This is a genomic window from Vibrio mangrovi, from assembly GCF_024346955.1.
Classification (GTDB): Bacteria; Pseudomonadota; Gammaproteobacteria; order Enterobacterales; family Vibrionaceae; genus Vibrio; species Vibrio mangrovi.
Map to the genome: position 1 here is coordinate 1,466,278 of NZ_AP024883.1, position 14,301 is coordinate 1,480,578.

Sequence of the window (14,301 nt, forward strand, 5' to 3'; positions counted from 1 at the left end):
AATTGCGATGAAAGATCTGAACTAGAATAATAACTCTAAGATCAAAGGGTAGTATTAAATTGTTTGACTAATAAACAATAAAAAAGGCTCCCAAAGGAGCCTTTTCATTTTTGTTTATTTTTGCATTAGAGTGCAAATTCATCCAGAGAACGACCTTCATCGAGGGCTTTCTGAATTACAGATGGTGTACGACCTTGACCTGTCCAGGTTTTTTCTGAACCGTTTTCGTCGATATATTTATATTTTGCAGGACGCGGAGCACGTTTACCTTTTGTTTTACCTTCGGTAGACAGTGCCGAAATTAACGCATCTACATCAATACCATCTTGTGCAATTTGTTCAGCGATTGCAGCAAGTTTTGCTTCCTGAGCTTCTTTTTCTGCACGTTCTTGCTCTTCTGACTCTCTGCGTTCATCAACAACAGATGTCAATTTTTCTAAAGCTTCTTCTAACTGAACAAGCGTTAAATTACGTGCATAAGCACGTAAGCTGCGAATATTCAGTAGAGTTTTAGTTAGTTCCGACATTTTGTAATTCCTACAACTTTAATTTAAACACAGTCTAATAATAAACCCTGATATTTATTCTGACAACATTAACGAACTAATAATATATAAAAAATTGGCAGAATCGTAAAATAATGTAAAGATCACCGTTAAATTTCCATTAATTACGACGAGCATCATATATGAACTTGATTTGTTAGCCTGAATTATTATCTGGAGTTGATGCTATTTTAACTGCTTATTGATATACCGATTCATTTATGTTCAGGATAAATCTATTGCAAATGGTTCTGGTATTTGTACAATGGGCCCGTTCTAATTCGGTCGTCAACATATACTACCATCGTCCTGTCTGAGTGGTAGTGAATTGTTCTAGTCCGTGTAGAGGTGCAATCAAGATCAGTAAACCAAGCTAGGGTGATGCCTGTGACCTGGGTTGAAAGGCTTTTTTGCCGAAGTAAACGTGTAATATCGAGGCCGTTTGCTGGGGTTGTTCTCGAATAGGGGCAACACTGCCATAGTCTATTTATTTGTGTAACTATGGAGCGCTACTGTAGGACTGGGTGAATCAATTTTTCCTTTCACTTAGTTCATCTTTAAATTACGCAGACAGATTATTCATGTAATTACAATGCAGTAGATCTCTTACCATATTTTAATCATTGGTTATTGAAGATCATGACATTAGTTGATTTTTCCACTTCTCTGATATCACTTTTACCTCCCGCTGTTGCTCTGGGTATGGCTATCTTAACCAGACGAGTACTACTTTCTTTAGGGATCGGTATTCTATTGGGGGCATTCCTCCTTACCGATTATTCACTGTTCTCTTCATTAGGGTATATACAAGGCAAGGTCTATGCGCTTGTCGTTGAAGACGGTGCCATCAACAGCTGGAATATGAGCATCATCGGGTTCCTTCTCCTGCTGGGAATGATGACTGCAATGCTAACTCTCTCTGGTGGAACCCGTGCATTTGCTCTGTGGGCCCAGAAAAAAGTGAAGGGTAATAAAGGCGCGCAGTTGCTGGCTGCTTTTCTCGGTGTTTTTATTTTTGTCGACGACTATTTTAATAGTCTGGCCGTCGGATCCATTTCCCGTCCTGTTACTGACCGTTTTGGGGTTTCCCGGGCGAAACTGGCTTATATACTGGATTCAACCGCAGCCCCGATGTGTATCATCATGCCGGCTTCCAGTTGGGGGGCTTATATCATGACGATTATTGGTGGCATTCTGGTTTCCCATGGTATGACCGAATATACCCCGTTGAATGCGTACATTCAGTTAATTCCAATGAATTTCTATGCCATTTTTGCTCTGTTAATGGTTTTTGCCATGATTGTATTTCAATTGGATATTGGTTCAATGAAACAACATGAGCTTGGTGTAGCATCCGGAATCGGCCGGGATGATCAGGCGATAGAACTGAAAGATGAACTGAATATTCAGGAAAGTGAGTCTGGTAGTGTTAACGATCTGATTGTGCCGATTGTTGCTTTGGTTGTCGCAACGGTCGCTGCGATGATTTTTACCGGCTGGCAATCTCTTGCTGCCGATGATAAAGCATTCAGTATTCTGGGAGCTTTTGAAAATACTGATGTTGGTATGTCTCTAATCGATGGTGGTTTAGTTGGTCTTTTGATCTCGTTGATTTCTGTTTTCAGGCAGAGAATTCCGGCAGGTACTGTGCTGAAAACATTACTCATCGGAATGAAATCAATGTTCGGTGCGATTTTAGTTCTGTTTTTCGCCTGGACGATTGGCGCGGTCATTAAAGACATGCAAACCGGTGTTTATCTGTCATCTATGGCTCAGGGGAATGTCCCGGTGCAGTGGCTTCCGGCAATACTGTTTGTTCTGTCTGGCTGTATGGCTTTTGCAACCGGAACGTCATGGGGTACATTCGGTATAATGCTGCCGATTGCCGGAGATATTGCCGGAGCCACGGAACTGACGTTGATGATGCCGATGTTGGCTGCGGTTCTGGCTGGCTCAGTGTTTGGTGATCACTGTTCTCCGATTTCTGATACAACTATTTTGTCTTCGACCGGTGCCCGGTGTAACCATATTGATCACGTTGCAACTCAGTTGCCATATGCTTTACTGGTTGCCTTTATCTCGCTCGTGGGTTATATCGTTCTGGGACTGAGTGATTCAGTCAGCCTGTCTCTGGTTGTGACTTTTGCTGTATTTGCCGGTGCCTGTTTTATTTTTCGGATCCGGCAACAATCCAGAGAGACACTTTCTGATTTTGCCTGAACGTCACTTGTCAGAAAGTTATTTGCCTGATCTGCATAAAAAGTCAAAAGAGGGGGTTGCAAAATCCCTCAAGCTTGTATAGTGTGAACGAAGCTTGATTGGCAAGTTAAAGATTTTTCCAAGTATGCGCGGTTTCGTTATGAAAAACAGTTTTGTTATGAACATTCATCACCATCATCATCCCTAATTTGTCTTTCGGGAGATGAGCGCATACCCGGGAGACAGGATTCTCCCGGAGGTGAAATGAAAAAAATTCAATGAACCCTCGGGAGTAATTCCGAGGGTTTTTTTATACTCTTTTTATTACCACGGTTTATACCAAAGAACGGTTACAGCAAAGAACAAGAATCATCGACAAGGAATTATTTATGCAAGCACAACAACGCCTGAGAATTGCAGTTCAAAAGAAAGGTCGCCTGAGTAAAGAGTGTATGGCACTCCTGAAACAGTGCGGTGTGAAGTTTAATGTGATGGGGGAGCGTTTAGTCGTTCACTCACTGAATATGCCGATTGATTTACTCCTTGTCCGTGATGACGATATTCCGGGACTGATTATGGATGGCGTCGTGGATCTGGGATTCGTCGGTGAGAATGTTCTTGAAGAAGTTCGTCTGGATCGTCTGGCCCTGAATGAACCAAATGATTTTGTTTCTCTGAGACGTCTGGAATTTGGTGGATGTCGTTTGTCTATTGCGATCGATAAAGATAAGACTTACAACGGTCCTCAGGACCTGAATGGGATGAGAATTGCGACCACTTATCCTCATTTGCTAAAAGCTTATATGGATCGTGAAGATATTCCGTTTACAACCTGTATGCTGACAGGTTCTGTGGAGGTTGCACCAAGGGCTGGTCTGGCTGATGCAATTGCAGATTTAGTCTCAACAGGGGCAACATTAGAAGCGAATGGTCTCAGAGAAGTTGAGGTGATTTTCCAGTCTAAAGCGACACTGATCCAACGTGCCGGCGACTTTGCTGCTGATAAAGCTGCATTGATTGACAGACTGCTGACCCGGATGCACGGTGTTCAACAGGCGAAAGAGTCAAAATATATCATGTTACATGCACCGGTTGATAAACTGGTCGATATCAAAGCACTGCTCCCAGGGGCAGAAGACCCGACTGTGTTGCCACTTTCTGCCGACAAATCAAAAGTTGCGGTTCATCTGGTCAGTTCAGAAAACCTGTTCTGGGAAACGATGGAGCAATTAAAAGCTCTGGGTGCCAGTTCGATTCTGGTCTTGCCAATTGAAAAAATGATGGAGTAATCATAATGAGAACTGTTGTATGGCAATCTTTAAGTAAAGAGCAGCAGGCCTCAGTTCTGGAGCGTCCGGCGATTACGGAAGGCGCGAACATCACGGCTGCTGTGGCAGAAGTGATCGCGCAGGTTCGTCGGGACGGCGATCAGGCACTACGGGAACTGACTGCAAAATTTGACAAGGCAAGTCCGGAGACGATTCGGGTTTCGGAACAGGAAATTGAAGCGGCTTCAGCTCGTCTTTCCGAGAATATGAAGCAGGCACTGGATCAGGCCTACACTAATATTGCGAAATTCCACAAGGCACAAATTCCTCAGCCGATTAAAGTGGAAACCATGCCAGGTGTGGTTTGTGAGCAAACCACGCGTCCTATCAATACTGTTGGTCTGTATATTCCCGGTGGAAGTGCGCCGCTTCCTTCAACCGTATTAATGCTGGGTGTTCCGGCTCAGATTGCCGGTTGCCGGAAAGTTGTACTATGTTCGCCTCCGCCGATTGCCGATGAAATCCTGTATGTTGCGAAGTTATGCCAGATTGATGAAGTTTATAATGTCGGTGGTGGACAAGCGATTGCAGCCATGGCTTATGGGACGGAATCAGTGGCAAAAGTTGATAAGATTTTTGGCCCCGGCAATGCGTATGTTACGGAAGCAAAACGTCAGGTTAGTAATGATTTCCGTGGTGCCGCGATTGATATGCCGGCCGGACCTTCGGAAGTGATGGTGATTGCCGATGAAACTGCTGACCCTGATTTTATCGCTGCCGATCTGCTCAGTCAGGCTGAACACGGACCGGATTCTCAGGTTGTACTGGTGACTCCGTCCCCTGTTCTGGCGGATCAGGTAACGGAAGCCGTGAAAACCCAGTTGAGTGTACTTTCCCGTGCTGCGACTGCTGAGAAAGCGTTAGCCTCCAGTCTGGTGATTATTTCTGAATCAATGACTCAGGCAATTTCTATTTCTAACTTTTACGGACCAGAACATTTGATTGTTCAGACCAGGAATCCACGGGAATTGTTACCACTGTTGGATAATGCTGGTTCTATTTTCCTTGGAAGCTGGTCGCCAGAGTCTGCCGGAGATTACGCATCTGGAACCAATCACGTGTTGCCAACCTATGGTTATACCAGAACCTATTCCAGTCTGGGGCTGGCTGACTTCAGTAAACGCATGACGGTACAGGAACTGTCAGCAGAAGGATTGCGCGGACTTGCTCCGACAGTCGTTGCTATGGCTGAGGCTGAAGGTCTGGATGCGCACAAACGTGCAGTGACTATTCGTGTTGAAAAACTAAATCAGGTGGAATCGTAATGGAAAAGCTTGCCAGAGAACAGGTTCAGAAACTAACGCCTTATATGTCTGCCCGACGGATCGGTGGAAGCGGGGATGTGTGGCTCAATGCCAATGAATCTCCTTTTGACAATGAATATCAACTGAATTTATCCGGACTGAACCGTTATCCCGGTTGCCAGCCTGAAGGCATGCTTTCGGCTTATGCAGCTTATGCCGGTGTTCAGCCAGAACAGGTATTGACAACCCGTGGGGCCGACGAAGGCATTGAGTTGATGGTCCGGGCCTTTTGTGAGCCGGGTGAAGATGCCATCCTTTATTGTCCGCCAACTTATGGAATGTATGCGATCAGTGCTGAGACTATCGGTGTCGAACGAAGGGTTGTCCCACTAACGTCTGACTGGCAACTGGATCTGCCGACAATCGAAGCCAGCCTGGATGGCGTAAAAGTTGTCTTTGTCTGTAGTCCGAATAACCCGACCGGTAATCTGGTGCGTCGGGAAGATATTATTACACTGCTTGAGCTGACTAAAGACCGGGCAATCGTCGTGATGGATGAAGCCTATATCGATTTTTGTCCTGAAGCATCAACAGTAGATTTGCTGGCGCAGTATGAGAATCTGGCAATTCTACGCACGATGTCTAAGGCATTTGCGCTCGCCGGATTGCGCTGCGGTTATACTCTGGCGAATGCTGAGCTGATTCAGGTATTGCTGAAAGTCATCGCTCCTTATCCTGTTTCACTGCCGGTTGCTGAAATTGCTCAGCAGGCACTTTCAGAAAGTGGTCTGGCCCGGATGAAGTATCAGGTTCTGGACATTAATACCAATCGTGCTTATCTGCAGGCCGGGTTATCTGCAATTTCCGGAGTGAAAGTCTTCGACGGCTGGGGTAACTATCTGTTGGTCGAATTCCCTGATGGTGATGCTTTATTTAAAGCAACCTGGGATCACGGGATTATTCTGCGCAATTCACCGATCGAAAACTGTATCCGGATTAGTGCCGGTAACCGGGAAGAGTGCGAGAAGACATTAACTTTTATTCGTAACTATTATCAGTAACCCATGGTCTGACCGATAAGAAAAGGATGACTCCGTGAGTAAACAACAGAAGATTTTATTTATTGACCGGGATGGCACGTTGATCATTGAGCCACCGATTGATTTTCAGGTGGACCGTCTGGATAAGCTAAAGTTCGAACCTGATGTGATTCCCAGTCTTCTGGCACTTCAGGATGCCGGATACCGTTTGGTGATGGTGACTAATCAGGATGGTTTAGGGACTGACAGCTATCCTCAGGCTGACTTCGATGCCCCGCATCAAATGATGATGGACATTTTTACTTCGCAGGGTGTTCGGTTCGATGATGTCCTGATCTGCCCGCATTTTGATGCAGACAACTGTACCTGCCGTAAACCAAAACTCGGGATGGTCAAAGAGTATTTACAGGAAGGGCGGGTTGATTTTCAGACTTCTGCGGTGATTGGTGATCGGGCAACTGATATGCAGTTAGCCGAAAATATGGCAATTCGCGGGATTCAGTACAATCCGGAGACGATGAGCTGGAAACAGATTGTGAAACTGTTGACTACATCTCCCAGAACGGCGGAGGTTATTCGCAGAACCAAAGAAACCGATATTGTCATTGCCGTGAATCTGGATGAAGCCGGTGGGAATAAAATCGAAACCGGACTGGGCTTTTTTGACCACATGCTGGATCAGATTGCTACACATGGTGGTTTCAGATTAACCGCTCAGGTGAAAGGCGACCTTCATATTGATGACCATCATACTGTGGAAGATACAGCGCTGGCTCTGGGACAGGCTCTTAAAGAAGCGTTAGGAGACAAGCGTGGTATTGGTCGTTTTGGGTTCTCGCTGCCGATGGATGAGTGTCTGGCACAGTGTGCTTTGGATCTGTCCGGACGGCCTTATTTCAAATTTGACGCGCAGTTCTCCAGAGAACAGGTCGGTGATTTTTCAACAGAAATGACTTATCACTTCTTCCGCTCCCTGACCGATACTCTGGCTTGCACACTTCACCTCTCTTCAGCCGGTGAAAATGATCACCATATTATTGAAAGCCTGTTTAAGGTTTTTGGCCGGACACTCCGTCAGGCAATTAAAGTTGAAGGGAATGAATTACCCAGTAGTAAAGGAGTTTTATAATGACGAAAGCGAATGTTGTCATTATTGATACCGGTTGTGCCAATGTCTCATCTGTAAGATTTGCGGTGGAACGACTAGGATATTCGGTAACAATTTCAAAACAGCCGGATGTTGTACTGGCGGCTGATAAACTGTTTCTTCCCGGTGTTGGCACAGCCAAAGAAGCCATGAAGAACTTACAGGAACGTGATTTGATCGGTTTGGTCCGGCAAGTCGAAAAACCGTTGCTGGGAATTTGTCTGGGAATGCAGTTGCTTGGCAAATTGTCCGAAGAGAAAGTGATGGGCGGTAGTGATACTGTAGAATGTCTCGGCTTGTGTGACGGGGAAGTCAAGCTGATGGACAGCGGGACTCTACCTTTGCCACATATGGGCTGGAACACCGTGACAGCTATACCGGGCAATCCATTGTTTAAAGGGATTGAAAGCGGACACCATTTTTATTTTGTCCATAGCTATGCCATGCCGGTAGGAGACTACACGATTGCTGAATGTGATTATGGTCATCCCTTCAGTGCGGCAATTCAGAGTGGTAACTATTTCGGCGTTCAGTTCCACCCGGAACGTTCCAGTAAAGCCGGTGCGAAATTGATTCAAAACTTCTTGGAACTCTGAGAAGGATACAAGGGATATTGTTGTGATTATACCAGCATTAGATTTAATTGATGGTCAGGTTGTCCGCCTGTTTCAGGGGGATTACGGACAAGTGACCGAGTATAAAGTTGATCCGGTTGAGCAGTTCAACCTTTATCATCAGGCCGGTGCAGACTGGCTGCATCTGGTAGATCTTACCGGTGCAAAAGATACGGCAGCCCGTCAGCTGGATTTGATTGCCCGATTATTGGCGGGAACACCGGCAAATATTCAGATCGGCGGTGGAGTCCGGACCGAGCAGGATGTTGTGGATCTGTTGCAGGCAGGTGCCCAGCGGGTAGTAGTCGGTTCGACTGCGGTAAAACAGCCGGAACTGGTGAAAGCATGGATGGAAAAATACGGGCCGGAAAAAATTGTTCTGGCACTGGATATTAATATCGACAGTACGGGGCAGCGCCGGGTGGCTATTTCCGGTTGGCAGGAAGATTCCGGCGTGACGATTGAAGCACTGATTGCAGACTATCTGACTGTTGGACTGAAACATGTGCTGTGTACGGATATTTCCCGGGATGGCACGCTGACTGGTTCGAATGTTGACCTGTATGTTGACCTTTGTCGTCAGTACCCGCAAATTGCATTCCAGTCTTCCGGTGGTATCGGCTCTCTGGATGATATTCAGGCATTAAAAAGTTCCGGTGTGGCTGGTGTGATTGTCGGCCGGGCACTGTTGGATGGAAAATTTACAGCAGAGGAGGCATTTGCATGTTGGCAAAGCGTATAATTCCTTGTCTTGATGTCAGAGATGGTCAGGTGGTTAAGGGAGTTCAGTTCCGCAACCATGAAATTATCGGTGATATTGTCCCTCTGGCTAAGCGTTATGCAGAAGAAGGGGCCGATGAGCTGGTTTTTTATGATATCACTGCTTCCAGCGATGGGCGTGTGGTTGATAAAAGCTGGGTTCAGCGGGTGTCTGAAGTGATCGATATTCCGTTCTGTGTTGCCGGTGGAATTAAATCAGCAGCAGATGCGGCACGCATTCTTGAATTCGGTGCAGATAAGGTCTCGATCAACTCTCCTGCATTGGCAAATCCACAACTGATTACTGAACTGGCTGATCGGTTCGGAGTGCAGTGTATCGTGGTTGGGATCGATTCCTATTTTGATCAGGAAACCGGGAAGTATCAGGTTTATCAGTTTACCGGAGATGAAAGCCGGACCAAAGCCACTCAGTGGGAAACCAGAGACTGGGTTCAGGAGGTTCAGAAGCGAGGTGCCGGTGAGATCGTGCTGAACATGATGAATCAGGATGGTGTTCGCCAGGGATACGACATCCAGCAACTGAACATGGTGCGTGAAGTTTGTCATGTGCCGTTAATTGCTTCCGGCGGTGCCGGTGAAATGGTGCACTTTGCTCAGGCATTTGTACAGGCTGATGTCGATGGTGCGTTGGCAGCATCTGTTTTCCATAAACAGATTATTAATATTGGTGAACTGAAACAGTATCTGAAGTCTGAAGGGATTGAGGTGAGATTATGAGTTGTACAGAGACGCTGGAATCCCTTTCCGGGCGGATCGATTGGGATAAAGTGGATGGATTGATTCCTGCTATTGTACAGGATTTTACATCCGGACAGGTGCTGATGATGGGATATATGAATGCCCCGGCACTGGAAAAAACTCTGGAGACAGAGCAAGTTACATTTTTCTCCCGGACTAAACAGCGGTTATGGACCAAAGGAGAAACTTCCGGCAATGCGTTGCAATTGAAAAATATCGCGCTGGATTGTGACAACGATACATTGCTGGTTAAAGTGAATCCTGTTGGGCCGACCTGTCATACCGGCACAACCAGTTGTTGGGATGCCGATCAGCAGGAAGAGTCACAAATGGTGTGGCTTCATCAATTGGAACAGCTTTTGGGAGAACGGAAGCAAGCTGATCCTGAATCCTCTTATACCGCCAGTCTGTATGCCCGTGGCACCAAACGTATTTCGCAAAAAGTGGGTGAAGAAGGCGTTGAAGTCGCGCTTGCGGCGACGTCGGGTGATAAAGCGGAATTAGTCTGTGAATCTGCGGATTTAATTTATCATCTGCTGGTGTTGTTGCAGGATCAGGGTTTGTCGATGAATGATGTGATCGATAAGCTGAAAGAACGGCATAAATAATTAAAAATAAGCAACTAAATCAGCCCCGTCAGGGGCTGATTTCTTGCCACTCTCCCGGTTGCAGGGAACCTAAGGTCATCTCACCCATTGAGTAGCGGATCAGGCGCAGGGTCGGATAGCCGATATGTGCAGTCATACGCCGGACCTGACGATTTCTCCCCTCAATAATTGTGATTGACAGCCAGGTGGTCGGAATTGCAGCCCGAAACCGGACCGGTGGAGTGCGCGGCCATACTTGTGGTTCGGATATAATTTCGACCACTGCGGGAAGTGTCGGACCATCTTTCAGAGTGACACCATATCTGAGCTGATCGAGATCTGATTCCTCCGGTGCTCCTTCAACCTGAACCCAGTACGTCTTAGGGGATTTCGACTTGGGCTGAGTCAGCTTTGCCTGTAACTTGCCGTCGTTGGTTAATACCATCAGCCCTTCGCTATCCCGGTCCAGACGGCCGGCAGCATAAATATCTTTAATCGGAATAAAATCAGCCAGCGTCTGGCGGCCGTCACCGTCTGTAAACTGACTCAGGGTATCGTAGGGTTTGTTGAACAGAATGACTTTCCTTGTATGAGGCGTAACCGGTGGTTTTTGGGGGCCGGAACGTCTGGAACCATTGGTCGGCTGTTGAGACGGTTTTGATTTTTTTTTCCGGTTCTGATTCGGGTTACGACGCAATGATGAAGGATTGCGTGACGGGAAAGACATGTTAACTTCCTTGCAAATTTGTAAATGAACTGTATTTCTGAGTTTTCACAATGTTGAGTTTAAGCTATCATTTGCGCGCTCTGATACGATAATGAAGTGTGGATGATAGACTATTTCTTCAGTTTCGTTTAATTATACTCAATCAGCCTGTCATTCGATAGGCGGCAATATACCCAGGCAGCTTCCGGTACGACGATGTTCACCAAATCGTACGAAGTGAACAGAAAGACTATCACACGATGCCCTGAAGTCGTTTGGGTATAGCAACCATTCACTCACGGATCCGTATCGGATATCGCTAAATGGCGACCTGATTCGGAATGAGTGGTTTAATTGATGATGGTTTGAACAATCGTTCAGCTCATCTCAGATATTCACTAACTAACTGCCACAATCATATGGGGTTGTTAAGAACAGATAGGGAAATTTCATGCCTACAGACAAACCTACAATTATTTATACCGTTACTGACGAAGCGCCAGCACTTGCGACTTATTCTCTGCTGCCTATTATTCAGTCTTTTACCGCATCGTCAGGTATTAACGTTGAAACGCGTGATATTTCACTTGCCGGGCGTATCATCGCCAATTTTCCTGAATGCCTGACTCAAGAGCAGCGCATTGGTGACGCCCTGACTGAACTGGGTGACCTTGCTCAGACACCTGAAGCAAACATTATCAAATTACCGAACATTTCAGCTTCAGTTCCACAGTTGAAAGCAGCAATCAAAGAATTGCAGGAAAAAGGTTATAACCTGCCGGATTACCCGGAAGAACCGGCGAATGACGCAGAAGCTGCGGTAAAAGCGACCTATGACAAAATCAAAGGCAGTGCGGTAAACCCTGTCTTACGGGAAGGAAACTCAGACCGTCGGGCACCTTTATCCGTGAAAAACTATGCGAAGAAAAACCCGCATTCGATGGGAGCATGGTCTGCTGACTCAAAATCACATGTTGCATCTATGGATGCGATGGATTTCTATGGTACTGAAACATCACTGACCCTTCAGGGAGCGACTGAAGCAACAATTGAGTTTGTTGCTAAAGATGGTCAGACAACTGTACTGAAGAAACCTTTTGCTCTGCTGGATAAAGAAATTATTGATACAGCAGTGATAAGTAAGAAGGCACTGGATGTCTTTTTTGAACAAGAGATCGAATCGGCCAAGGCTCAGGGTGTTCTGTTCTCATTACATATGAAAGCGACCATGATGAAAGTCTCTGATCCGGTTATTTTCGGTCAGGCTGTTAAAGTCTTTTATAAAGACGTTTTCGCAAAATATGGTGAGTTATTCGAACAACTGGGTGTTGATGTGAATAATGGTCTGGGTGATGTTTATGCGAAGATTCAGTCGCTGCCGGCAGATCAGAAAGCTGAGATTGAAGCTAGTATTCAGGCTGTTTATCAGGATCGTCCTGAACTGGCGATGGTGGATTCTGACCGGGGAATAACTAACTTGCATGTGCCTAGTGATGTGATTGTCGATGCTTCTATGCCTGCGATGATCCGTGCATCCGGACAAATGTGGGGACCGGATGGTCAGCAGAAAGATACGAAAGCCGTGATCCCGGATCGTTGTTATGCCGGTGTTTATCAGACCGTGATTGATTTCTGTAAAGAAAATGGTGCTTTTGATCCTTCGACAATGGGCAGTGTTCCTAACGTTGGCCTGATGGCTCAGAAAGCAGAAGAATACGGCTCGCATGACAAGACTTTTGTATTGGATGCTGACGGTGTTGTTCGGGTCGTTGACAGTGCCGGGAAAGTGTTGCTGGAACAATCGGTCGAGGCCGGAGATATTTTCCGGATGTGTCAGGTCAAAGATGCTCCGATTCAGGATTGGGTGAAGCTGGCTGTTACCCGTGCGCGTTTATCCCAGACTCCGGCAATTTTCTGGCTGGATGCCGAGCGTGCTCATGATGCCGAGCTGATTAAAAAAGTTGAGCAGTATCTGCCAGAACATGATACAAGCGGACTTGAGATTCAAATTATGTCTCCGGTAGAAGCGACACAGTACTCTTTGGCTCGGATAAAAGAGGGCAAAGATACAATCTCCGTCACCGGTAACGTGCTGCGGGATTATCTGACTGACCTGTTCCCGATTCTGGAACTGGGAACTTCAGCAAAAATGTTGTCGATCGTACCGCTGATGAATGGTGGTGGCTTGTTTGAAACTGGCGCTGGCGGTTCTGCACCGAAACACGTACAACAGGTTCAGAAAGAGAATCACCTTCGCTGGGACTCTTTGGGTGAGTTCCTGGCACTGGCTGCATCTCTGGAGCATTTGAGTGTAACAACGGGCAATAAAAAAGCTCAGGTACTTGCCGATGCACTGGATAAGGCAACCGGTGTTTTCCTTGATGAGAACAAATCTCCTTCACGTAAGGTTGGTGAGCTGGATAACCGGGGAAGTCATTACTATCTGGCGAAGTATTGGGCCGAGGCTCTGGCTGCACAAACAGATGATGCTGATTTGGCTGCTGAATTTGCCCCTATTGCTCAACAGTTATCTGCCGGAGAAGAGAAAATTGTCGCTGAGCTGAATCATGTGCAGGGTGTTGCCGGAGACTTAGGTGGTTATTATCTGCTTGATTTCGCTAAGGCTTCTCAGACGATGCGCCCAAGTCAGACATTGAATGCGATTATTGATTAATCTGCGTTATATTGGCTGACGTCATAAACAATGAAACCCGCCTTTGGCGGGTTTATTACAATCATGTGTAGACATGTTTGGCAGCGACAGTTATTACAAACTTATTTGGCTTGTTGAGCCTCAATTGGTACAACGCAGCTGGCGTGGAAGCCTTTTGGTCCCTGTTCAATTTCATATGATACGTGTTGACCTGCTTTCAAGGTACGGTATCCATCCATCTGGATCGTAGAGTAGTGAGCGAAGATGTCGCCTTCTTCTCCTTCAGAGCAGATAAAACCAAATCCCTTGGCGTTATTGAACCATTTTACTTTACCGGTAGCCATGCTTTACATCCCTCATGCATTTTGTTACTGATGTTGTCGACAAGAAAACGTAACTGTTTTTTACAATTTTGCTTTCATTGCTGTGAGCTTTAATTTAGCGCTGCTGCCAAATTAACTAGTCACTAATTGACCAATTTAAACAATCAGTGGGGACAGTCAATAGAAAAAGTGTATAAACCTCGACATCTTTGCAACAAATTGCGTTATTGTTTACATTTCTATAACTATAATGAGAGGATGTTTATGGTTAATAATGGAGGTTGAAAAGTAGTCTGCATCGATATCGTGGATCGAATTCGCAATCTTTTATTTGCAGCGATACAATTGGTGCATTAGTCTCTAAGTATGAGATGTTTTCGCTTCGGCGCTAAGAACT

12 protein-coding genes, 1 pseudogene, 1 riboswitch and 1 other annotated feature are annotated in these 14,301 nt (G+C 46.0%); of the genes and pseudogenes, 10 read left to right on the plus strand and 3 right to left on the minus strand.

Translation table 11 applies throughout. The annotated features are described in order from the left end of the window. Positions 1-125: 125 nt before the first annotated feature. On the minus strand, positions 126-527 hold the full coding sequence (locus OCU74_RS06655) for an H-NS histone family protein (protein ID WP_087478987.1): 402 nt from the start codon (positions 525-527) through the stop codon (positions 126-128). A 353-nt stretch (positions 528-880) separates the two neighbouring features. Next, positions 881-1,065, plus strand: a riboswitch (Lysine riboswitch). 119 nt (positions 1,066-1,184) lie between these two features. Between OCU74_RS06655 and OCU74_RS06660 the strand changes: the two genes are divergently transcribed. From OCU74_RS06660 to hisIE, 9 genes are all read left to right on the plus strand, one after another. Further along, the gene (locus OCU74_RS06660) at positions 1,185-2,765 is read left to right on the plus strand and encodes a Na+/H+ antiporter NhaC family protein (protein ID WP_087478988.1); all 1,581 of its coding nucleotides are present in this window, start codon (positions 1,185-1,187) and stop codon (positions 2,763-2,765) included. 165 nt (positions 2,766-2,930) lie between these two features. Then, positions 2,931-3,058 (plus strand) — a sequence feature (His leader region). Between the two features lie 75 nt (positions 3,059-3,133). After that, positions 3,134-4,033, plus strand: coding sequence for an ATP phosphoribosyltransferase (gene hisG, locus OCU74_RS06665; RefSeq protein ID WP_087478989.1), 900 nt, complete (start codon positions 3,134-3,136; stop codon positions 4,031-4,033). Positions 4,034-4,038: 5 nt separating this feature from the next. Beyond that, on the plus strand, positions 4,039-5,337 hold the full coding sequence (gene hisD / locus OCU74_RS06670; protein ID WP_087478990.1) for a histidinol dehydrogenase: 1,299 nt from the start codon (positions 4,039-4,041) through the stop codon (positions 5,335-5,337). Beyond that, a complete protein-coding gene (gene hisC / locus OCU74_RS06675) occupies positions 5,337-6,377 on the plus strand; it encodes a histidinol-phosphate transaminase (RefSeq protein ID WP_087478991.1) in 1,041 nt (346 codons plus the stop codon). The genes hisD and hisC overlap by 1 nt, the downstream gene beginning before the upstream one ends. A 34-nt stretch (positions 6,378-6,411) precedes the next feature. Further along, the gene (gene hisB / locus OCU74_RS06680) at positions 6,412-7,485 is read left to right on the plus strand and encodes a bifunctional histidinol-phosphatase/imidazoleglycerol-phosphate dehydratase HisB (RefSeq protein ID WP_087478992.1); all 1,074 of its coding nucleotides are present in this window, start codon (positions 6,412-6,414) and stop codon (positions 7,483-7,485) included. Continuing rightward, positions 7,485-8,099 (plus strand): imidazole glycerol phosphate synthase subunit HisH, encoded by a 615-nt coding sequence (hisH, locus tag OCU74_RS06685; protein ID WP_087478993.1) that lies wholly within the window; start codon positions 7,485-7,487, stop codon positions 8,097-8,099. Before hisB ends, hisH begins: the two co-directional genes overlap by 1 nt. A gap of 22 nt (positions 8,100-8,121) precedes the next feature. Further along, positions 8,122-8,859, plus strand: a complete 738-nt coding sequence (gene hisA / locus OCU74_RS06690; protein ID WP_087478994.1) for a 1-(5-phosphoribosyl)-5-[(5-phosphoribosylamino)methylideneamino]imidazole-4-carboxamide isomerase — start codon at positions 8,122-8,124, stop codon at positions 8,857-8,859. Further along, complete coding sequence (hisF, locus tag OCU74_RS06695) at positions 8,841-9,614, plus strand: imidazole glycerol phosphate synthase subunit HisF (RefSeq protein ID WP_087478995.1); 774 nt, start codon at positions 8,841-8,843, stop codon at positions 9,612-9,614. Before hisA ends, hisF begins: the two co-directional genes overlap by 19 nt. Then, positions 9,611-10,243 (plus strand): bifunctional phosphoribosyl-AMP cyclohydrolase/phosphoribosyl-ATP diphosphatase HisIE, encoded by a 633-nt coding sequence (gene hisIE, locus OCU74_RS06700; protein WP_087478996.1) that lies wholly within the window; start codon positions 9,611-9,613, stop codon positions 10,241-10,243. Before hisF ends, hisIE begins: the two co-directional genes overlap by 4 nt. A gap of 28 nt (positions 10,244-10,271) precedes the next feature. On the opposite strand, the pseudogene OCU74_RS06705 reads toward hisIE, so the two are convergent. Further along, a pseudogene (locus tag OCU74_RS06705) lies at positions 10,272-10,817 on the minus strand (pseudouridine synthase); the annotation flags it as partial. Positions 10,818-11,379: 562 nt separating this feature from the next. On the opposite strand from OCU74_RS06705, the gene OCU74_RS06710 reads away from it, so the two are divergent. Further along, on the plus strand, positions 11,380-13,602 hold the full coding sequence (locus tag OCU74_RS06710; RefSeq protein ID WP_087478998.1) for an NADP-dependent isocitrate dehydrogenase: 2,223 nt from the start codon (positions 11,380-11,382) through the stop codon (positions 13,600-13,602). 101 nt (positions 13,603-13,703) lie between these two features. On the opposite strand, the gene cspD is transcribed toward OCU74_RS06710, so the two are convergent. After that, positions 13,704-13,925, minus strand: a complete 222-nt coding sequence (gene cspD / locus OCU74_RS06715; RefSeq protein WP_087478999.1) for a cold shock domain-containing protein CspD — start codon at positions 13,923-13,925, stop codon at positions 13,704-13,706. Between the last annotated feature and the right edge of the window lie 376 nt (positions 13,926-14,301).